Below are 20,323 nucleotides of genomic sequence, written 5' to 3' on the forward strand. Positions count from 1 at the left end.
AAGAGGCACTCTCCTGAGTGCCTTTTTTTATTTCAAAACTCATTTTAAATTTTCAGGATTTAACGCTTTTAATTCCTCAATGACAAATAGCCCGTCTTTACGAATCAACACGTCATCGAAATAAATCTCACCGCCACCGTATTCTGGGCGCTGAATCATCACCATATCCCAGTGAATATTTGACTTGTTTCCATTATACGCATCTTCGTAGCACTCGCCAGGAGTGAAGTGGAAGCTTCCGTCAATTTTTTCATCAAATAAAATGTCTTGCATTGGATGTTGAATATACGGATTTACGCCAATCGCAAATTCGCCAACAAAACGAGCGCCTTCATCCGTATCAAAAATGCCGTTGATGCGTTCTGTATCATTAGCGGTTGCTTCAACAATCTTACCGTTTTTAAATGTTAAGGATACATTCTCAAACGTAAAGCCTTGATAGTTAGAAGGAGTGTTGTAAGAAATTGTTCCGTTTACAGAATCACGTACAGGAGCGGTGTATACTTCACCATCCGGAATATTCATTTCTCCGGCACACTTCACTGCAGGAATATCTTTAATAGAGAACGTTAAGTCCGTATTCTCACCTGTTAACCGAACTTTGTCCGTGCGGTTCATGAGCTCAACTAAAGCATCCATCGCTTTGCTCATTTTGCCGTAGTCTAAGTTACATACATCAAAGTAAAAATCTTCAAATGCTTCTGTACTCATTTTAGCAAGCTGCGCCATTGAATCGTTTGGATAGCGAAGAACGACCCATTTTGTTTTTGGAACGCGAATTTCTCTATGTACTTTTTTACCGATCGTATTCCCTTGGATTTTCATTTTATCTGCCGGAACATCTGATTGTTCAAAAATGTTTGAACCAGAACGCAAGCCAATATAAGCATTCATTTCTTTCATCACATTTGCTTCAAAGTCTGCCATCATATTGAACTGCTCTTCTTGTGCACCGTTTAAAAGAGCTCGGTCTACCGAATGATCTTTTAGCAGTACAAATGGATAGCCACCCGCCTTGTACGCTTCATCTACAAGTGCTGTCACAAGTTCGCGCTGAAGTCCAAAGTTTTCGATTAATACTTTTTCTCCTTTTTGAAGGCGAACAGAATAATTAATTAAATTTTTGGCTAATGTCGCAATTCGAGGGTCTTTCATAAATAGTGCCTCCTTAAAATAACAATGATTGGTGATTCACTTTCTATTGTACCCCACTGAGCTTATTTTGTTAGTTTTTATGCTTTAAAATCCTTTTTTTCTTTAGGAAGGGAAATAACTCATATATCGCGAAATAATGTACAATCTTCCCTTTTTCTGAATAAAAGCAGAGAGAATATGGTAAAGTTAAAGAGTCTATAGGGAATAGAAGGTTTAATTGTTTATAAAATTGGGAAAGTAGTTATAACAAGAGAGAAGAAAATAGGAGGTGCCTTGCACAGATGGTTATTATTCTTTATTTAAGCGCTGCTATTGTTGCCATTGCGATTTTTTACCTGGTGGTTTCCGTGTCCAAAACATTGAAATCCGTTCAGCACACATTAAATTCAGTGGCAGGTACTTTAGACGGTGTAGAAAAGCAAATGACAGGAATCACAGCCGAAACAACTGCACTTTTACATAAGACTAATCTGTTAGCTGAAGATATTCAGCGTAAATCCGAAGCGCTGAACACAGTGGTGGATTCTGTTAAAGGCGTAGGTGACTCAATCCAAGACCTAAATAAGTCTATTAAAAGCGTATCATCAAGCGTTTCAGAGAAAGTAGAAGAAAATAAAGAAACTGTTGCTCAAGTCGTTCAATGGAGCAATGTTGCATTAGACGTATGGGAGCGTATAAAATTAAGAAAACAGAAAAAAGTTGAAGCAGAGCCTGTACCTGTTGAAGTAAAAGAAAAAGCGGTTCAACGCTCACGCTCATTTTCATAAGGATGAACTTTAAAGGAGGAGACGCATATGTCAAACAAACCAAATAAACCAAACAACACTTCAAATAAAGGCTTTTTAGTAGGAACAGTGATTGGAGGAGTTGTAGGAGCTGCAACGGCATTACTACTTGCTCCAAAATCAGGTAAAGAGTTCCGTTCTGATTTAAATGAGCAGGCAGCTTACGTTCGTCTAAAAACGGAGCAAGCGAAAAACAGCGCTGTTGAAAAAGGACAAGGGTTTGCTCAAACGGCTAAAGAAAAAACGGCTGGTTTATCACAAACACTGTCTGAGCAATCTTCACAAGTAGTGGACAAGGTGAAAAACTTCCGTAAAGTAGATCCTGAACACGAAGCATTACCGCCAACAAGCTTAGAAGTGCTTGCTGATGAAGTTGAGTCTCAAAGCAACGAAGACGTTCAGCAAAAGCTAACAGAAGCTCAAAAAGCACTAGATGAAGTGGAAAGCACAGTGCCACGACCGTAATAAAGAATCAAAAGCGTTTACCGTATAGGGTGAACGCTTTTTTTGTATGTAATGTAGGTTGGATAACAACAAGTAAATAATCGTTTCATTGCAGAAAAAAACTCCATCTTATAAATGAATTTATGAGCATCATACATAAAGCTGAGCACTCTTTTTGTATGGAAACGCTCAAACCATGTAAACTTAAGAGTAAGTACAGAAAGGGTGAAAAAAATGAAAAAAATTTCAACAGTTGAAGAGTTCGAACAAGTTGTAAAGGAAAACAATCGCTTTTTATTTTTAAAACACAGCACAACGTGTCCAATTAGTGCAGCTGGTCATGAGGCATTTTCAGCGTTTGCTTCTAGTCATGAAGACATTCCTTCTTATTATCTTCATGTGCAAGATTCAGGAGATGTATCTAACTATATTGCTGAAACGTATGAAGTGAAGCATGAATCACCTCAAGCGCTTCTGTTTGAAGATGGAAAAGTGAAGTGGCACGCTTCTCACTGGAACATTAACGAAGAAGAATTAGCCAAAAACGTAGCTCATTAATTGAAAGCGGCTGGGACAAAAGCAGTTTAGGTGAAGGAAGATCCGAACGATTAATCGTTCGGTTTTTTTATTTGTAGGGTGAACGCAGGTTTCATATATATATAGCGGCCTCTAGCTGTTGATTGGAGGGCAAGATGAAGACTCCTGCGGGAAAAGCGGAACAGGTGAGACCCCGCAGGAGCGTAGGCGACGAGGAGGCTCACCGGCCGCCCGCGGAAAGCGAAGTCTTGCACGGAAATCAACCTCTCTGTAACAACCAATCTATAGGAGCTTATTTATCCCATTTGTTACTCTTTAGATTGGAGTGATTTAGCTATGTTTCAAACTCTTTTTTTAATATGCTGATTGCGGTTTCATCCGCTTTTTCGTACAATAGATGTAGTTTAGCACATAAAAGCAGAGAAGCCCCTTACATATATCCTCCATCATCTATCATCTTATGTAGTAACCCTGCTAAACGGATTTTTTAAAATCAGTGAAAGGGTGGACGTACATGACGAATTCAAATCTTCAGCATTTGCGATCTCAAATTGACGAAGTAAATATGAAACTGTTAAAGCTTATTAATGAGCGAGGCGAGCTTGTTCAAGAAATAGGAAAGTTAAAAGGCATGCAGTCAACCAAACGGTTTGATCCCGTTCGTGAACGAGCAATGCTTGATGCGATTTTAAGCAAGAATGAAGGACCGTTTCAAACGTCTACGCTTCAACATATTTTCAAAGAGATTTTCAAAGCTCATTTAGAGCTTCAAGAAGATGATCATCGTAAAGCACTTCTTGTATCTCGTAAAAAGAAGCCGGAAAATACAATTGTTACGGTAAAAGGAGAAACAATTGGTGACGGGCTTCAGCGTTTTGTAGCAGGACCTTGTTCCGTTGAAAGCTATGAGCAAGTAGCAGCCGTAGCAAAAGCGGTGAAGCAGCAGGGCGTGCGGATGCTTAGAGGCGGAGCTTACAAGCCAAGAACATCTCCTTATGATTTTCAAGGCCTTGGTTTAGAAGGATTGCAAATTTTAAAAAGAGTAGCTGACGAATACGATTTAGCCGTTATTAGTGAAATTGTCGATCCCGCTGATATTGAAACAGCTGTAGAATACGTAGATGTGATTCAAATTGGTGCTCGTAATATGCAAAATTTTGAGCTGTTAAAAGAAGCGGGTGCGGTGAAGAAGCCTGTCTTATTAAAGCGAGGCTTAGCCGCTACGATTGATGAGTTTATTAATGCTGCTGAATACATTGTTTCAAAAGGAAATGATCAGCTGATTTTGTGTGAACGAGGAATTCGTACCTATGAGCGAGCAACGCGAAATACGCTGGATATTTCAGCTGTTCCCATTTTAAAACAAGAAACTCATTTACCTGTTTTAGTCGACGTCACGCATTCAACGGGAAGACGAGATTTACTTGTTCCAACGGCTAAAGCGGCTCTTGCCATTGGTGCAGATGGAATTATGGCAGAAGTTCATCCAGATCCTGCGGTAGCACTTTCTGATTCAGCTCAGCAAATGGATATCCCGCAATTTACAGAATTTATGAAGCAGCTAAAACCTATATGTAACTTAAATTTATAAAAAAACGTAAAAATGAAAAATTCGTATACTTTTATGACAAGTTTGAGGCACTTAATGGTTTCAAGCTTGTTTGCCTTTCGTTATAATAAAGATAAGCGAAATTATCACGTATTTTGAAAACAGTCGATAACTTTTGTCAAAATAGGAAAGAATAAGTGCAAATCCAAAAAACAAGAATTTATGAAATTCTCGTGAAACTTGTCGGAAAAAGGCGGTAAATACGTTGCGATGAAGCACATAGTATCGTATAGTAGTTACAGATATTCGCTATCATTCTGTGATTGCATATGATATAAATTCGCGATTCACTTTTTTTATTTACTTAATATACACCGTCTTTTACATTGTTACATATAAACTGGTAAAATTGTCTTTGCCACGTAATAATAAGGGCATAACAGGAATGATTTAGATGCATACAGGGTATCTAAGCTGTATGTAAGAGTGAAGGAGCTAGAAATAGCCATTCTATAAAGGAAGATGGATTTATATACGTAAATACAAGAAATGAAATAAGGATAAAATAAACGAAATGTTTTTCGATAAGGAGTGTTTGTTGTGAACGTAACAATTTATGATGTAGCAAGGGAAGCAAGCGTGTCGATGGCAACGGTTTCTCGTGTGGTAAACGGAAATCCAAATGTAAAACCATCAACTAGAAAAAAAGTATTAGAAACAATTGAAAGACTAGGCTATCGTCCGAACGCAGTAGCGCGTGGATTAGCAAGTAAAAAAACAACGACAGTAGGAGTTATCATTCCTGATATTTCAAATATTTTCTATGCAGAATTAGCGCGTGGAATCGAAGATATTGCAACGATGTACAAATATAATATCATCTTAAGTAACTCCGATCAAAATCAAGATAAAGAACTTCACCTTTTAAATAACATGCTTGGTAAACAAGTAGACGGAATCATCTTCATGAGTGGGAATGTAACGGAAGAACACGTGGAAGAGCTAAAAAAATCACCGGTTCCAGTTGTACTTGCAGCATCAATCGAATCAACTAACCAAATTCCATCTGTAACTATTGATTATGAACAAGCAGCTTTTGATGCAGTGCAATCACTAATTGACAGCGGTCATAAAAATATTGCATTCGTTTCAGGTACGCTAGAAGAACCAATCAATCATGCGAAAAAAGTAAAAGGGTACAAGCGTGCTCTTACTGAAAGCGGATTGCCTGTACGTGATTCTTATATTGTAGAAGGAGACTACACGTACGATTCAGGTATTGAAGCGGTTGAAAAACTATTAGAAGAAGCTGAAAAGCCAACTGCTATTTTCGTTGGAACGGATGAAATGGCATTAGGCGTTATTCATGGGGCACAAGATCGCGGATTGAATGTACCAAACGATCTAGAAGTTATCGGTTTTGATAATACAAGACTTTCAACAATGGTTCGTCCTCAGTTAACATCTGTTGTACAGCCAATGTATGATATTGGTGCAGTAGCGATGCGTCTCTTAACGAAATATATGAACAAAGAAACGGTAGACAGCAGCATTGTACAGCTTCCTCACCGCATCGAGTTCAGACAATCAACTAAATAATACCTGTGAATGAATAAGAACGAATCCAAAGTTCAGACACGGGGAGATAGAATATGAAAAAAATTGATATGCTCACACCTATAGGGATACTAATTGGTATCTCTATGGTTGTGTTTGGGGTTATTTCAAGTGGAGGAATGAGCGGTTTTTTAGCTTTTATTGATGTACCATCGATGTTAATTGTACTCGGAGGCGTTTTTGGTACGCTGTGCGTGAGCTTTCCTTTAAAACAATTAAAAAATATGGGAAGAGTAGGGAAACAAGCGTTTCAATCTAAAGAAATAAACGTAGAAGAAATTGTAGGAACATTTGTACATTTATCGGAAAAAGCGCGTCGAGAAGGACTTCTATCGTTAGAAGCAGAGCTTGAACAAATCGATGATTCATTTGTGAAAAAAGGTATTTTGCTAGCCGTTGATGGAGTAGAACCGGAAATGATTCGAGAGCTGCTTGAAGCTGAAATAGCTGCAGTGGAAGAAAGACATGCGAGAGGTCGAAGTATGTTTGAAAAAGCAGGCGATTATGCCCCCGCTTGGGGAATGATTGGGACGCTCGTTGGGCTAGTGCTAATGCTTAAAAGCCTTAATACCCCTTCATCGCTTGGGCCTAACATGGCAATTGCTCTTTTAACGACTTTCTACGGGGCGCTGCTTTCAAACTTGTTTTTTCAGCCAATCGCAGCTAAATTAGCTGGTAAAACGGAGCATGAGCTTTTTGTTAAAGAAGTGATTATTGAAGGTGTCATAGGCTTGCAGGCAGGTCAAAATTCTCGCTTTGTGCAAGCAAAGCTAAAAGTATTTGCCCCTGTTGAAAAACGAAAGCTGGAAGAAAAGAGTGAACACGTTCGTGAAGCGTAGAAGAAAAAGCGATTCGGCACAGTCGCCAAAATGGATGGTAACATTTGCTGATTTGGTGACGTTAATATTAGTTTTTTTTATTTTACTATTTTCAATGTCTAGCGTTGATAATCAAAAGTTTCAGACCGTTGTCAATTCGCTTACAAGCGGTGGCTCATTAGCTTCTGTAGAAAAGAGCCAGCAGTCTCAAAAGCTGGATAACATTTTAGCAAAAGTGCAGGATTACCTGAAGGAAAATAAGCTTCAGAATGTCATTACCGCTAAGCGAGATGAACGCGGAGTTGTGCTTATTTTACAAGAACAGGTGCTGTTTGAGACAGGACAAGCGGACATTTTGAAAAAAGGTACCCCTTTTCTGGATGAATTAGGAAGGTTATTCAGTACTATTCCAAATGATATTAAAGTAGAAGGTCATACCGACAATCGACCCATTCACACCTATCGTTATCCATCTAATTGGGAACTATCGGCAGCGCGTGCTAGCGGCGTCATACGTTATTTAACGAACCATTTTTCTCTTTCTGCTAACCGCTTTGAAGCACTTGGATACGGAGATACAAAGCCGCTTGTTCCGAACACGTCTAATGGCAATCTACAAAAAAATAGACGCGTCGAAATTATTATTTCAGATCCCGAAGCACAGTGAAAAAGGCCATACGCTTGTATAGCCTTTTTTTAAGAATGAGATGTATGAGAACGAATAGGATAAAGAGCGCGCTCAAGAGTTTGAGCGTTTTTTTCTGTTATTTCTGGTTTTCTTGGAATTGGCTGATAGATATTAGGTTCATCATCCCACTGTGTGCAAACGGGGTGAGGCGATACTTTTGTCCATTTTTCAAGCCATGACAGAGGAAGCATGCCTTCTGCCTTTCGTTCAATCATTTCAAGCCAAATGAATGACCAAGCCCGAGGAACAACCCGCCAAATATCATAACCTCCTCCGCCAACCGCAATCCATCTTCCCTGACAGTATTCATGGGCAATTTCATGAGCAATTTTAGGAATTTCACGGTATATTTTCGTGGTGCCGCATAAATGAGTGAGCGGATCGTAATAATGAGAATCGGCTCCATTTTGTGTCAAGATAACATCTGGTTTAAAAAAAGCAGCTACTTCTTTTAAAGAGGTCTTATAAACGTCGAGCCAAGACTCATCTTCCGTATAAGCATCAACAGGCACATTAAATGAATAACCATAGCCTTCACTGTGCCCGCGTTCGTTAACGTTTCCCGTGCCTGGAAACAAGTAGCGTCCCGTTTCATGAATGGAAAGAGTACAAACGGAAGGGTCGTCATAAAATGTCCATTGCACGCCATCACCGTGGTGAGCATCTGTATCGACATAGAGAACGCGCGCGTTGTACTTTTGCTGCATATATTTGATGGCTACCGCGCTATCGTTATAAATACAGAAGCCGGAAGCTTTTCCTCGAAAGCCGTGGTGCAATCCTCCTCCTAAATTTAGAGCATGCTTAGCTTTTCCAGTCATCACATAATCTACAGCAGTAAGTGTACCCCCAACTAAAAAAGCACTGGCTTCATGCATGTTGGGAAACATAGGTGTATCTTCTGTTCCAAGACCAAAATCTGCTGCTTTTTCAATAGAAAGCTCACCGCTTCCTGCTAATTTTACCGCTTGAATATAGCTAGTATCATGGACAAGCTGAAGTTCTTCATCAGATGCCATCCGCGGTAATACAATATCTTGATTGCCTAAAGCGCCAAATTCCCGTAACAGTTCATATGTTAGTTGAACACGAAGCTGGTTAAACGGATGATTATTGCTGAATTTGTACGAAAGAATATCATCTGAATAAATAAATACAGCATTACTAGTCATTACGTCATCTCCGGTAATTTAGGCCACAACACCTCATAGCCGTTTTCTTTTAATGTATTTATACTAATCAATGGATTAATAGCTTGAATGCGAAGCACAAGGATTTTATATCGTTCATCTACATCAGGGTAGACAAGTACACTTAAGATGTTTGTTCTCGTTGAACCAAAGAGGGATGTAACTTCAGCGAGAACACCAGCCTTATTTTCTACTTTTATTTCAATTTGTGAACCTGGCTTATTAGTGCCGGTAAGCTGAATAAACGTATGTAATAGATCTCTTTCGGTAACAACGCCTACTAACCGCTTGTTTTTTGTGACGGGAATACAACCGATTTGATGTTCATAAAAAATACTTGCAATTTCTTCAACAAAATCAAGAGGGTGAGCTGTAATGACTTCTGTTTGCATAATCATCCGTACGGGTTCAGATAGAAGAGCAGATGTATAAGTATTATCTAAAATAGATGGACTTGCATCTCTTACGTCTCGATCAGAAATGATGCCAACTACGTGATGAAGGTCATTAACGATAGGAATATGTCTAATCTTATGTGTATCTAAAAGTTTCATAGCTTCAGCAATCGTATGGTCGGGGGTTAAGGTAACGAGATCAGTTTTCATCATCTCTTCAACAATCATCAGACACAGCTCCTTTTCTTAAAGGTCAGCTTAATACATAAAGCGATTTCGAAAGCGCAGGCTATCAAATTCTTGTATGCTTTTTTGAGGTACTCTGCTCCCGATTCTTACCATCAAACAATTAGCAGGGTGGGAGCTAATCTCCGGATCATCTGTGGCAAACCACGTCAGTCCGCCTTTATTCATCATTTTCTCCATAATTTTGCGGTAATCCCACACATTTAGCCCTGTTCCTTTTAAATCCCAATGCCAATAGTATTCTGTCGTAATGACAATATAATCTTCCATTGCATCATCCATCATAGATACGATAAGCAAGTTTTTACCAACAGCGTAGCTGCGAAATGGAGCGGCTACCTCTATAGCTCCTAATTCGATTAAATTCTCCATATTTCCTTCTGACCATCGTTCTAGAGGATCGGGATATAAAAAGGTTACATAACCAATGATTGTATGATGATGGCGAGCAATAATGATTCTACCTTCAGGCAAGTTGGCAATCTCGATCAATGCTTCTTTTTGCTGTTCAGGTGGACGAAAGGCCGTTAGTTGCTCATGAAAATCAAGTTGTTGCAAGGTCTTGGAGGAGACAGGTCCTTCAATAACAATTGCTCCAACAGCTGTTTTTAGTTCTTTCATATTGTATGTTTGGGAATGTTTCACATGAATCACCACCTTCAAGCAGTCTTATCTGTATTATAATACAAAAAAAACTCTATATTAAAGCGTTTTCAAAAAATTAAATAAAAGAAAAGGAGTTTTTTAAAAAACATAGAATAGGAAATTAAAAGAGATTCTTGTTAATTCGACACTTCTATAACAGAGGTTGTCATATAACAAGGGAGACTATTATCCCAATTCCGACAAATAATTTTTATAAAATTGTGAAAAGTCTATTTTTGTTATATAATAGGTTTGTAAATTTTATACATAAGGGGGAGTTTGTGATGAAGGTGGAAGCGCTTCCTGTAATTGAAGGGGTATACAACTTACAGGACTATGATAAAACGTATCAAACCTTTGACTGGTCACAAGTGGAGAAGGAATTTTCATGGCATGAAACAGGTAAATTAAATGCAGCTTATGAAGCAATTGATAAGCACGCAAACTCTACGCGTAAAAATAAAGTTGCGCTTTACTATCGAGATGCGCAGCGCAATGAAAAATATACATTCAAAGAAATGAAAGAATGGTCAAACAAAGCCGCAAACGTGCTAAAACAAGCAGACGTAGAGAAGGGAGATCGCGTGTTTATCTTTATGCCTCGCTCTCCGGAACTTTATTTTGCATTGTTAGGCGCGGTGAAGCTTGGCGCTATTGTTGGGCCTTTATTTGAAGCGTTCATGGAAGGTGCAGTAAAAGATCGTTTGCAAGACAGTGATGCAAAAGTGTTAATTACGACGCCTGAATTGCTGAGCCGCGTTCCGGTGAAAGATTTGCCAGCTTTAAAACACATTCTCCTGGTAGGGGAAAATGTAGAAGAAGAAGGCATTCAACTAGATTTTCTGAAGCGATTAGAAGCGGCGAATAAAGAGGTGGAAATTGAGTGGGTAGATAGAACAGATGGTATGCTACTTCATTATACATCAGGTTCAACTGGCAAACCAAAAGGGGTGCTTCACGTTCATAATGCAATGCTTCAGCATTATCAAACTGCTAAGTGGGTGCTCGACTTAAAAGATGACGATGTGTATTGGTGTACAGCAGATCCCGGTTGGGTAACGGGGACTTCCTATGGGATTTTTGGTCCTTGGCTTGCTGGAGCAACCAATGTGATTGTGGGAGGACGATTTAGTCCAGATGCATGGTATCAAGCACTTGAAGATTTTGGCGTAACGGTTTGGTACAGTGCACCTACAGCTTTTCGTATGCTAATGGGTGCTGGTGATGACTTAGTTAAACGCTATGATTTAAGTAATCTCAGACATGTATTAAGTGTGGGAGAACCGTTAAATCCTGAAGTGGTACGCTGGGGAATGAAGGTGTTCCAAAAACGTATTCATGATACGTGGTGGATGACCGAAACTGGAGGTCAGACGATTTGTAATTATCCGTCTATGAAAATTAAGCCAGGATCTATGGGGAAACCAATTCCAGGTGTACAAGCAGCAATCGTTGACGATCAAGGACAAGAGCTTCCACCTTATCGAATGGGTAACTTAGCAATTAAAAAAGGCTGGCCATCTATGATGCATACGATTTGGAACAACAAAGAAAAGTATGAGTCATATTTTATGCCAGGTGATTGGTACGTATCAGGTGATTCGGCGTATATGGATGAAGACGGTTATTTTTGGTTCCAAGGCCGAATCGATGATGTTATTATGACGGCAGGAGAACGCGTGGGTCCATTTGAAGTAGAAAGTAAGCTTGTTGAACACCCTGCTGTAGCAGAAGCGGGTGTTATTGGTAAGCCTGACCCTGTGCGCGGGGAAATTATTAAAGCATTTATCGCACTTAGAGATGGGTATGAATCTTCAGATGAACTGATTGAAGATATTCGTCAATTTGTGAAAAAAGGGTTAGCTGCTCATGCAGCCCCGCGTGAAATCGAGTTTAAAGATAAGCTACCTAAAACACGAAGTGGTAAAATTATGCGTCGCGTTTTAAAAGCTTGGGAATTAGATTTGCCAACGGGAGATTTGTCAACGATGGAAGACTAAGGAGTAAATGTTTCAATCTTTGTAGGAAAAATAAGTGGTTTTTATAAAGTTCAAACAGCCAGCTGTTTGAACTTTTTTTTGGACTTGAATTTTAAAATGAAATCATTCATAATTGTGGGGTGTAAACTTTTAAATAAAATAAACTGCAGTGATAGGAAGAAGTAATACTTGTCTCCCTGTTTAAGAGAGCTGATGGTTGCTGAAAATCAGTACATAGACAAATATGAAATACGTCCTTGAGCATCTTTTGTGAACTTACAGTAGCAAAAGACGGGTAGACCGTTACATCATTTAAGTGGGAAATAATTTATTTCCAAATAGGGTGGTACCGCGATATTTTCGTCCCTTCTTTTTTAAGAAGGGGCGTTTTTTATGTTGTTCAACAAATTGCAACGAGCAATTAGATAAAGGAGAGAATATATAACATGGATATTTTACAAGATCTTGAGTTTCGAGGGCTCATTAACCAACAAACGGATGAAAAAGGTTTAAGTGAACTTTTGAGTAAAGAGTCTGTTCGTTTATACTGCGGATTCGATCCAACAGCCGACAGCCTTCATATCGGCCACATGCTTCCTGTTTTAATTTTGCGTCGCTTTCAACAAGCTGGACACCAACCAATTGCATTAGTTGGTGGAGGTACGGGTCTTATTGGAGATCCAAGCGGTAAAAAAGCAGAGCGTACGTTAAACGAAAAAGAAACGGTTGCTATGTTTAGTGAGCGTATCAAAGGTCAGCTTTCACGCTTCTTAGATTTCGAAGAAGGTGAAAATGCAGCAGTTATTGCGAATAACTATGACTGGATTGGTTCATTAGATGTTATTACATTCCTACGAGATATCGGTAAAAACTTTGGTATTAACTATATGATGGCAAAGGATTCTGTTCAATCTCGTATCGAATCTGGCATTTCATTTACGGAATTTAGCTACATGATTTTACAGTCATACGATTTCTTGAATTTATACCAAACATATAACTGTAAGCTTCAAATTGGCGGCAGCGACCAATGGGGAAATATTACGGCTGGCTTAGAATTAATTCGTAAATCAGAAGAAGATGCAAAAGCATTTGGATTAACAGTTCCGCTTGTAACAAAAGCTGACGGAACGAAGTTCGGTAAAACAGAAGGCGGAGCAATTTGGTTAGACGCTGAAAAAACAAGTCCGTATGAATTCTACCAATTCTGGATTAATACAGATGATCGTGATGTTATAAAATATTTAAAATACTTTACATTCTTATCACACGAAGAAATTAATGAATTAGCAGCTTCTGCAAAAGAAGCTCCTGAAAAACGCGAAGCACAAAAAGCACTAGGGGCAGCGATGACTACGCTTGTACACGGTGAAGAAGCTCTTGAGCAAGCAATTCGTATTTCGCAAGCTTTATTTAGCGGAAGTATCTCAGAGTTAACAGCAGAAGAAATTAAGCAAGGCTTCAAGGATGTTCCTTCTTACACGCATACAGGTGAAGATATTGGTTTAATTGATTTACTTGTAGAAAGTAAAATTTCTCCTTCTAAACGTCAAGCACGTGAAGATATTTCAAACGGGGCTATTTACTTAAATGGTGAGCGCGAGCAAGATTTACAAAAAACAGTAGGTGCAGAAGACCGTATTGAAGGTCAATTCACAGTGATTCGTCGAGGCAAGAAAAAATATACGCTTATTCAATACGCATAAAAAAAGGCCGAAAGGCCTTTTTTTCTATATATAGACAGTAAAAAAGCCGCTCCATAAGGAACGGCTTTTTACTATTAACGAGAGTAGAACTCTACGATTAGTGCTTCGTTGATTTCAGCAGATAATTCAGAACGCTCTGGTAAGCGAGTGAATGTACCTTCTAATTTCTCAGCGTCTACTGTTAAGTAGTCTGGTACGAAGTTGTTAACTTCAAGCGCTTCTTTCACGATTGAAAGGTTGCGAGATTTTTCACGAACACCGATCACTTGACCAGGTTGTACACGGTAAGATGGGATGTCAACGCGTTTACCGTCAACTAAAACGTGACCGTGGTTAACTAATTGACGAGCTTGACGACGAGTGCGTGCAAGACCCATACGGTATACTAAGTTATCAAGACGAGCTTCTAAAAGAATCATGAAGTTCTCACCGTGCTTACCAGTTAATTTACCAGCAGCAACGAATAAGTTACGGAATTGACGCTCAGTTACACCATACATGTGGCGTAATTTTTGCTTTTCTTGTAATTGTAAACCGTACTCAGAAATTTTCTTACGTTGACCTGGGCCGTGTGGACCTGGAGCGTAAGGGCGTTTTTCTAATTCTTTACCTGTACCACTTAGAGAAAGACCTAAGCGACGAGAGATTTTCCAACTTGGACCTGTATAACGAGCCATGATGACTCCTCCTTGTTTGTGTTTTTATTTTATGCAAAACAAAAACAGACACATTCTAGCGATATGCTCATTTTGTTTTCATGTACCATCGCTCTAGCAGCAGAGAGTTACACGATACACCATCTTGTTAAAAGACTTGCTACTTCTGTAAAACAATCTTTTAATGAGGAACAAAATGAAAAAACATAAAGAAGATTGTATAAGCTGCAATATTTCACACAACGAGTATTATAGGTGTTTCCTCGTATAAAGTCAAGGAAGATTGAAGATTAAAAGAATGTAAAAGAAAGGATATATTCTTTTGAAGGATGAAAGGAGAAGAAAGAACATAAGAAAACGGTGATGATGGGCTAATCAAACGTTTGTTTAATAAGCAAAAACCGCTGATGTGCAGCGGTTTTTTTGCTTATTCATATTCAAAGAAAAGAAGTGAGTTCTTTGACGAATTCTTCAAGATACTGTTGATCGATTTCATCAAAGCGATTCTTGATTGGACTGTCAATATCAAGAACACCTAAAAGTTTACCGTCTTTTACCATTGGCACAACGATTTCAGACTGAGAAGCAGCATCACATGCAATGTGGCCAGGGAATGCATGAACATCTTCGATTCGCTCTGTTCTTTGATTTTGAGCTGCTGTACCGCATACGCCTTTTCCAAGTGGAATTCGAACACAAGCCGGCAACCCCTGGAAAGGACCGAGTACTAACTCGCCGTCTTCCATTAAATAAAAACCTACCCAGTTTACTTCATTTAAAAATTGATTTAGTAAAGCTGAAGCATTTGCTAGATTAGCAATGGTATTGCTTTCTCCTTCTAATAGGGCGCGTAATTGCTTAATTACTAATTCATAATCCTTTTGTTTTGAGCCGCTGTAGTTTTCGACATTAAACAATGTATTCTCCTCCATTCAACATAAGATTTAATGAATTTTTATCAGGAAACGTCAGTTTTAACGCTACTTTGTCGATAAAAGATTACAGGAACTAAAAAGCCTATCACGAATTATGTAGAGAGGCTACTAAAATCCTTTTTAAATACTGTAACGATTTCTACACAATTTTGCAATCATATGTGTTTTGTAAAAATAAATCGAAATGAGGTGTAGATAGATGGCTGTACAGTCAAAAACGAAAGAGAAAATTATTGATGCGGCTGTTTCTCTTTTTAACGTAAAAGGTTTTGATGGTACGTCGGTGCGCGAGATTGCTGGGAAAGCGAAAGTGAATGTAGCGAATATTTCATATTATTTTCATAGCAAAGAAGGATTGCTTGAAAGTTTAGTGATTTCTTATTTTGAAGGTTATATTGGGGTGCTGGAGCAAGCATTCCAAGAAATGAAAAAACTGTCTCCAACAGAAAGTATGATCGTGATGATTCGAGCTATCTTACATTACCAGCACGAAAATAGGCACATTGCCCGGCTTGTATATAGAGAAATCTCTCTTGACACGATTTTAATTCGAGAAGTTATGACTACGTATTTAACCAAGGAAAAATACTACTTAAAAACAATCCTTGAAAGAGGGATGAAAGAAAAGGAGTTTCGAAAGCTGCACGTTTCCTTTACAATCATTGAGCTTAAGGGCATGCTGTCTATGCCTTATCTCCATCCTCAGTACCTAAGTGAAGTTCTTCATATATTGCCTCACGAACCGTATTTTGTTCAGCAATATGCGATTGAGCTTGAGCAATGGGTGCACACAACGGTATGTTTGCCATATGAACGGACAAACAAACTGCGCGTTCAATTATCCTAAATGGAGCTCTCCATAGCCTTGGCCTAAATCCTTCGCACAGTGGGCGTCTGACCCATATACGAGAGGGATTTTTTTCTGTTGGGCTGCTTTTACGACAAAGGGAGCTGGATACGCTTCCTTGCACAAAGGCTTAAACAACCCTGCACCATTATAGTCCAAAGCCAGATCTTTCATTTTTATTTCATCGAGTATTGATAAAATAATAGGGGAAAGCGTGTCGTCATATGGAAAGCGAGTTTGAAATTTATGTACGAGTGTCATGTGCCCAATGCGCTTAGGCTTATAAACGCCTAAATCGGCCTGTACAGAGCGTAATACCGTGTTGTAATACTTATCATATACTTTGCTTACGCTGCCAAATTTCTGTACAATATGTGCAAATACGTCAGAGCTAAAATCTAGGCAGTCATATCCTTCTTCATGTTTTAAGAAGTGGACAGAAAGGATACTGTCATCGAGATGAGGACCATACTCGTTTAAGAAATCTGTTGTTTCGTGTTCAAATCCTTCAATAAAATCAACTTCCAATCCGATATTAATGCGAATATCGCGCTCAAATTCTTTTTTAACTTGCTGTACGTTTTGAATGTAGCAATCAAGTTTGTCAGGATCCATTCCGCTGTCGCGATCAGGCGTCGGATCACTGAAGCTTTTTGGTAATGGAGCATGCTCTGTAAACGAAATCTCGTCAAAGTTCAGGGAAATCGCCTGTTCAACATATTGTTGCAATGAATCAGGTGAACCGTGTGGGCAAAATGGAGTATGAATATGTTTGTCAACTTTCATAAAAAATGCCTCCTTTTTTCTTCTTTTTCCATTGTAACGACACAAAGTGACGCCATGCCAATATTTTGTATAAAAAAATTTAATTTTTTGCTCAAAAGTTGGACTTTACATGGTATCATAAAAACATTGACGCAAAAAAATTTAAAGGATTAAATTCACCCTTTTTATAAATAAGAAACTTGTCATGTAGAACGCACTGTAAGGGGGCTTAGTATGGAATTCATTATAGCACTAATCATACTTATTATCGGATTAGTTGTGTACGGAATGTTTTCACGTAAAAAGATTTATCAAGAAATTGATCGCCTGGAAACGATCAAAGTCGAATTAGCAAATACGCCAGTTGCAGAGGAAATTTCAAAAGTAAAAGAATTGAACATGACAGGTCAAACTGAAGAGCTATTTGAACGTTGGCGTGAGCAGTGGGATGAAATTATATCAACTAATCTCCCGAAAATTGATAAAGAACTGTTTGAAACGGAAGAAGCAGCAGATAAATACCGATTTAAAAAAGCGAAGCAGTTGTCTATACATATTGATCAAGCCTTAGAACAAACCAAGATAGATATTGAAAACATACTTACTGAACTTCAAAATTTAATTGGTAGCGAACAAGATAATCGATATGATATTGAGGAATTAAATCAGCTTCACCGCCATGTGAAGAAAAAATTGCTCGCACATCGGTATTCCTATGGAAATGCTGAAAAAACGTTAGAATACGCAATTAATACATCTAAAGAGCAGTTTAAAAAATACGAAGAAGAGACGATTAACGGAAACTATCTTCAAGCACGTGAGATTGTTCTTCAATTAAAAACTGATTTAACAGCTATTGATTCGTATTTAGAACAAATTCCTAAAGTGTTAGTTGAGTGTCAGACCACTCTTCCTGTTCAGTTCAATGAACTGCTTGACGGGTTTCGCGAAATGAGTGAGCAGGGATATGTGTTAGATCATCTGCAAGTAGAAGAAACGGTAGAGCTTTTAAAACAAGAAACTGCTGAAATTATTGCAGATATTGAAGAATTATATGTGGAAGAAGCGATTACAAAACTAGATGATGTGAATGAACGCTTAGAGCAGTTATATGACTCACTTGAGCATGAGGTTTTCTCCTATCATAAAATGAACCGTGAATCTCATACGGTATCTAACTTCCTTCGTATGCTTCAAGAACGAAACCGTGAACTTCGTGAAGAAACGCTATTTGTACAGCAAAGCTATCATTTTAAAGAGCGCGATTTAGACGTATATTATAAAATGGACCGCGAACTAAAACGATTGACTAACTTGTACTATAATATTTCGGACAAGGTGGCGGAGCACAATTTAGCCTACAGTGTGATCCAAGAAGAACTCGAAGACGTTTCCAAACAGCTTAACCAATTAAAAGAATCTCAGGAATCCTATAGCGATATGCTACAAGCTCTTCGCAAAGATGAGCTCTCAGCTAAGGACAAAATAGAAGAACTGAAATCTCAGTTGATTGAAGCACGACGCCTTATTCAAAAAAGCAACCTTCCTGGTGTTCCTGAAGAATATAAAGTGCAGCTTGAAAAAACGGTTCATATCTTAAATGAAGTAACCGCTAAGCTGAAAGAAAAACCGCTTAATATTCAAGCTGTTCAATCTTTACTTGAAGATGCTGTTGGTTTTGTTCAGGATACATTTGATGAAACAGAGGCAATGTTAGAAGAAGCGCGACTCGTTGAAAGAGTGATTCAATATGGTAACCGTTATAGAAGTACTCATCATTCGATTGCACAGTCTTTAGAAGAAGCAGAAGAAGCATTTCGTCATTACGAATACAAAGAAGCATTAAAACAAGCATCTGCAGCTATTGAGCAAGTAGATCCTGGTGCGCTGGATCGTATACAGCGTATTGTATCTTCACAGAGTTAAAAAGCTCGTGTCCAAAGGACACGAGCTTTTTTATGACGCTTTTCTTTGTATACGATCTGTGTGATGTGTACCTCTTGCAATACTAATAATATAGCCTATGAAGGCGGCAATGACTGTTGGAATGAGCCATCCAAGGCCTTGGTTATAAAGCGGCAAATAGTTTTTGAAAAAGTCGTCTATGCCTGTTAGGATAATTCCTGCTGCTTTTAACCCGTCAAAAATGCTAAGAATCGAGCTAATGATTACGGCTGTCACATATACTTCTCGACCAAACGAAATGGCTCTTTCAATTAACGATAAAGCAATTAGCGTAATGGCAATAGGGTATACAAAGGTCAAAATAGGTATGGAAATAGAAATTAATTGAGTAAGACCTACATTTGAAATAACAGCACTAAACAGCATTAAAATGACAACAAATGTTTTATATGACATGCTCGGCACCAGCTGCGTGAAAAATCGTGCGCAAGCAGAAGTTAATCCGATGGCTGTCGTTAAACAAGCAAATGTAATAGCAAGTCCTAAAATAATGGTTCCAAACGAACCGAATAATGTTGTAGCTACAGCTGTTAAAATAGCTCCTCCATTTTCTTTCATACCAATTGCTTCTACGCTTGAAGCACCGATGTAAGCGAGAGAGAGATAAACGAGAGCTAACCCAGCAGCAGCAATCAATCCCGCTTTTATACATATCGAAGCAAGTGTTTGTTCGTCTGTGACGCCTTTTTCTTTAATACTGTTGATAACAACGATGCCAAATACGAGAGCTGCGATTGTATCCATTGTCAAATATCCATCAATAAAGCCGCCCGTAAATGGAGAGGCTATATATTTGGCGTGAGGTTCTTGAAAAGAACCCATAGGGGTCATTAAACTTTTGATAGCTAAAAGAGCTAATACTGCCAGCAGCAAAGGAGTTAGGATTTTTCCTATGCGATCAACAATTTTAGTTGGATTCAATGATAAATAAAGTGTTAGGCCAAAGAAAATAACGGTATAGACAAGTAAAGGAATCTTGCTTGCAGCCGCATTTTCTGATAAAAATGGTGTTACGCCGATTTCAAACGCTACCGTATCTGTTCTTGGTATACCGAAAAAAGGACCGATTGCTAAGTAAAGCAGTATAGTAAATGAAATTCCGAAAATAGGGTGAACTTTTTTAGCTACTTCGGTAAAGTTTCCGTTACTTTTAGAAACAGCAATTATACCCATAAGCGGAAGTCCTACACCTGTAATGAGAAAACCGATGATGGAGCTCCAAGTGTGTGTTCCTGCTTGCTGTCCAAGTAAAGGAGGAAAAATCATATTTCCTGCTCCAAAAAAGAGAGCGAACAGCATAAGGCCGATGGCAAATATTTCTTTGTTAGTAAGTGCTTTGGTTTTCATAATGCCTCCTAGTGTATCTTATGATGTTAATTAAATTTTCTGACTTTTTAAAAA

20 protein-coding genes and 1 other annotated feature are annotated in these 20,323 nt (G+C 38.6%); of the genes, 12 read left to right on the forward strand and 8 right to left on the reverse strand.

From position 1 onward, the window contains the following. Window positions 1-39 precede the first annotated feature (39 nt). Window positions 40-1,155, reverse strand: coding sequence for an aminopeptidase (locus AC2YJL_RS00395; protein ID WP_013085232.1), 1,116 nt, complete (start codon window positions 1,153-1,155; stop codon window positions 40-42). Between the two features lie 281 nt (window positions 1,156-1,436). On the opposite strand from AC2YJL_RS00395, the gene AC2YJL_RS00400 reads away from it, so the two are divergent. From AC2YJL_RS00400 to motS, 8 genes are all read left to right on the forward strand, one after another. Then, the gene (locus AC2YJL_RS00400; RefSeq protein WP_013085231.1) at window positions 1,437-1,922 is read left to right on the forward strand and encodes a DUF948 domain-containing protein; all 486 of its coding nucleotides are present in this window, start codon (window positions 1,437-1,439) and stop codon (window positions 1,920-1,922) included. A 27-nt stretch (window positions 1,923-1,949) separates the two neighbouring features. Continuing rightward, a complete protein-coding gene (locus AC2YJL_RS00405) occupies window positions 1,950-2,405 on the forward strand; it encodes a YtxH domain-containing protein (protein ID WP_013059496.1) in 456 nt (151 codons plus the stop codon). Window positions 2,406-2,618: 213 nt separating this feature from the next. Beyond that, window positions 2,619-2,942, forward strand: a complete 324-nt coding sequence (gene ytxJ / locus AC2YJL_RS00410; RefSeq protein ID WP_251568893.1) for a bacillithiol system redox-active protein YtxJ — start codon at window positions 2,619-2,621, stop codon at window positions 2,940-2,942. A 118-nt stretch (window positions 2,943-3,060) separates the two neighbouring features. Next, window positions 3,061-3,195 carry a hypothetical protein gene (locus AC2YJL_RS00415; RefSeq protein WP_265589370.1) on the forward strand — a complete coding sequence of 45 codons (135 nt, stop codon included), beginning with the start codon at window positions 3,061-3,063 and terminating at the stop codon, window positions 3,193-3,195. A 240-nt stretch (window positions 3,196-3,435) separates the two neighbouring features. Further along, the gene (locus AC2YJL_RS00420; protein WP_043975954.1) at window positions 3,436-4,512 is read left to right on the forward strand and encodes a bifunctional 3-deoxy-7-phosphoheptulonate synthase/chorismate mutase; all 1,077 of its coding nucleotides are present in this window, start codon (window positions 3,436-3,438) and stop codon (window positions 4,510-4,512) included. 558 nt (window positions 4,513-5,070) lie between these two features. Next, window positions 5,071-6,069, forward strand: coding sequence for a catabolite control protein A (gene ccpA, locus AC2YJL_RS00425; RefSeq protein ID WP_025750682.1), 999 nt, complete (start codon window positions 5,071-5,073; stop codon window positions 6,067-6,069). 53 nt (window positions 6,070-6,122) lie between these two features. After that, the gene (gene motP / locus AC2YJL_RS00430; protein WP_230933684.1) at window positions 6,123-6,926 is read left to right on the forward strand and encodes a flagellar motor protein MotP; all 804 of its coding nucleotides are present in this window, start codon (window positions 6,123-6,125) and stop codon (window positions 6,924-6,926) included. Between the two features lie 34 nt (window positions 6,927-6,960). Next, on the forward strand, window positions 6,961-7,572 hold the full coding sequence (gene motS, locus AC2YJL_RS00435) for a flagellar motor protein MotS (protein ID WP_050688678.1): 612 nt from the start codon (window positions 6,961-6,963) through the stop codon (window positions 7,570-7,572). 29 nt (window positions 7,573-7,601) lie between these two features. Here motS and AC2YJL_RS00440 read toward each other — a convergent pair whose 3' ends face one another. From AC2YJL_RS00440 to AC2YJL_RS00450, 3 genes are read right to left on the reverse strand one after another with little or no spacing between them, the layout of a single operon-like run. Continuing rightward, a complete protein-coding gene (locus tag AC2YJL_RS00440) occupies window positions 7,602-8,765 on the reverse strand; it encodes an acetoin utilization protein AcuC (RefSeq protein ID WP_050688631.1) in 1,164 nt (387 codons plus the stop codon). Then, window positions 8,765-9,406 (reverse strand): acetoin utilization AcuB family protein, encoded by a 642-nt coding sequence (locus AC2YJL_RS00445; RefSeq protein WP_016765739.1) that lies wholly within the window; start codon window positions 9,404-9,406, stop codon window positions 8,765-8,767. Before AC2YJL_RS00445 ends, AC2YJL_RS00440 begins: the two co-directional genes overlap by 1 nt. Before the next feature lie 30 nt (window positions 9,407-9,436). Continuing rightward, window positions 9,437-10,069 carry a hypothetical protein gene (locus tag AC2YJL_RS00450; RefSeq protein WP_028410502.1) on the reverse strand — a complete coding sequence of 211 codons (633 nt, stop codon included), beginning with the start codon at window positions 10,067-10,069 and terminating at the stop codon, window positions 9,437-9,439. A gap of 284 nt (window positions 10,070-10,353) precedes the next feature. Here AC2YJL_RS00450 and acsA point away from each other — a divergent pair, with 284 nt between their 5' ends. Both acsA and tyrS read left to right on the forward strand, forming a co-directional pair. Continuing rightward, complete coding sequence (gene acsA / locus AC2YJL_RS00455; RefSeq protein WP_043975961.1) at window positions 10,354-12,069, forward strand: acetate--CoA ligase; 1,716 nt, start codon at window positions 10,354-10,356, stop codon at window positions 12,067-12,069. Between the two features lie 139 nt (window positions 12,070-12,208). Next, window positions 12,209-12,419 (forward strand) — a binding site (T-box leader). A 75-nt stretch (window positions 12,420-12,494) separates the two neighbouring features. Further along, window positions 12,495-13,754, forward strand: coding sequence for a tyrosine--tRNA ligase (tyrS, locus tag AC2YJL_RS00460; protein ID WP_028410504.1), 1,260 nt, complete (start codon window positions 12,495-12,497; stop codon window positions 13,752-13,754). A 74-nt stretch (window positions 13,755-13,828) separates the two neighbouring features. On the opposite strand, the gene rpsD is transcribed toward tyrS, so the two are convergent. Both rpsD and AC2YJL_RS00470 read right to left on the reverse strand, forming a co-directional pair. Next, entirely contained in the window at window positions 13,829-14,431 is a 603-nt protein-coding gene (gene rpsD, locus AC2YJL_RS00465) for a 30S ribosomal protein S4 (RefSeq protein ID WP_013059485.1), read from the reverse strand. A 416-nt stretch (window positions 14,432-14,847) separates the two neighbouring features. Continuing rightward, entirely contained in the window at window positions 14,848-15,327 is a 480-nt protein-coding gene (locus AC2YJL_RS00470) for a GAF domain-containing protein (protein WP_013085220.1), read from the reverse strand. A 217-nt stretch (window positions 15,328-15,544) separates the two neighbouring features. Here AC2YJL_RS00470 and refZ point away from each other — a divergent pair, with 217 nt between their 5' ends. Continuing rightward, a complete protein-coding gene (refZ, locus tag AC2YJL_RS00475; protein WP_050688629.1) occupies window positions 15,545-16,192 on the forward strand; it encodes a forespore capture DNA-binding protein RefZ in 648 nt (215 codons plus the stop codon). Here refZ and hisJ read toward each other — a convergent pair. Next, window positions 16,184-16,978: a histidinol-phosphatase HisJ gene (gene hisJ, locus AC2YJL_RS00480; RefSeq protein WP_230933683.1), complete on the reverse strand. Its 795-nt coding sequence runs from the start codon at window positions 16,976-16,978 to the stop codon at window positions 16,184-16,186. The genes refZ and hisJ overlap by 9 nt on opposite strands. A 213-nt stretch (window positions 16,979-17,191) precedes the next feature. Between hisJ and ezrA the strand changes: the two genes are divergently transcribed. Then, the gene (gene ezrA / locus AC2YJL_RS00485; protein ID WP_013059480.1) at window positions 17,192-18,883 is read left to right on the forward strand and encodes a septation ring formation regulator EzrA; all 1,692 of its coding nucleotides are present in this window, start codon (window positions 17,192-17,194) and stop codon (window positions 18,881-18,883) included. Window positions 18,884-18,913: 30 nt separating this feature from the next. Here ezrA and brnQ read toward each other — a convergent pair whose 3' ends face one another. Next, on the reverse strand, window positions 18,914-20,269 hold the full coding sequence (gene brnQ, locus AC2YJL_RS00490) for a branched-chain amino acid transport system II carrier protein (RefSeq protein ID WP_230933681.1): 1,356 nt from the start codon (window positions 20,267-20,269) through the stop codon (window positions 18,914-18,916). Between the last annotated feature and the right edge of the window lie 54 nt (window positions 20,270-20,323).

It is taken from the genome of Priestia sp. SRI_019, assembly GCF_057586255.1.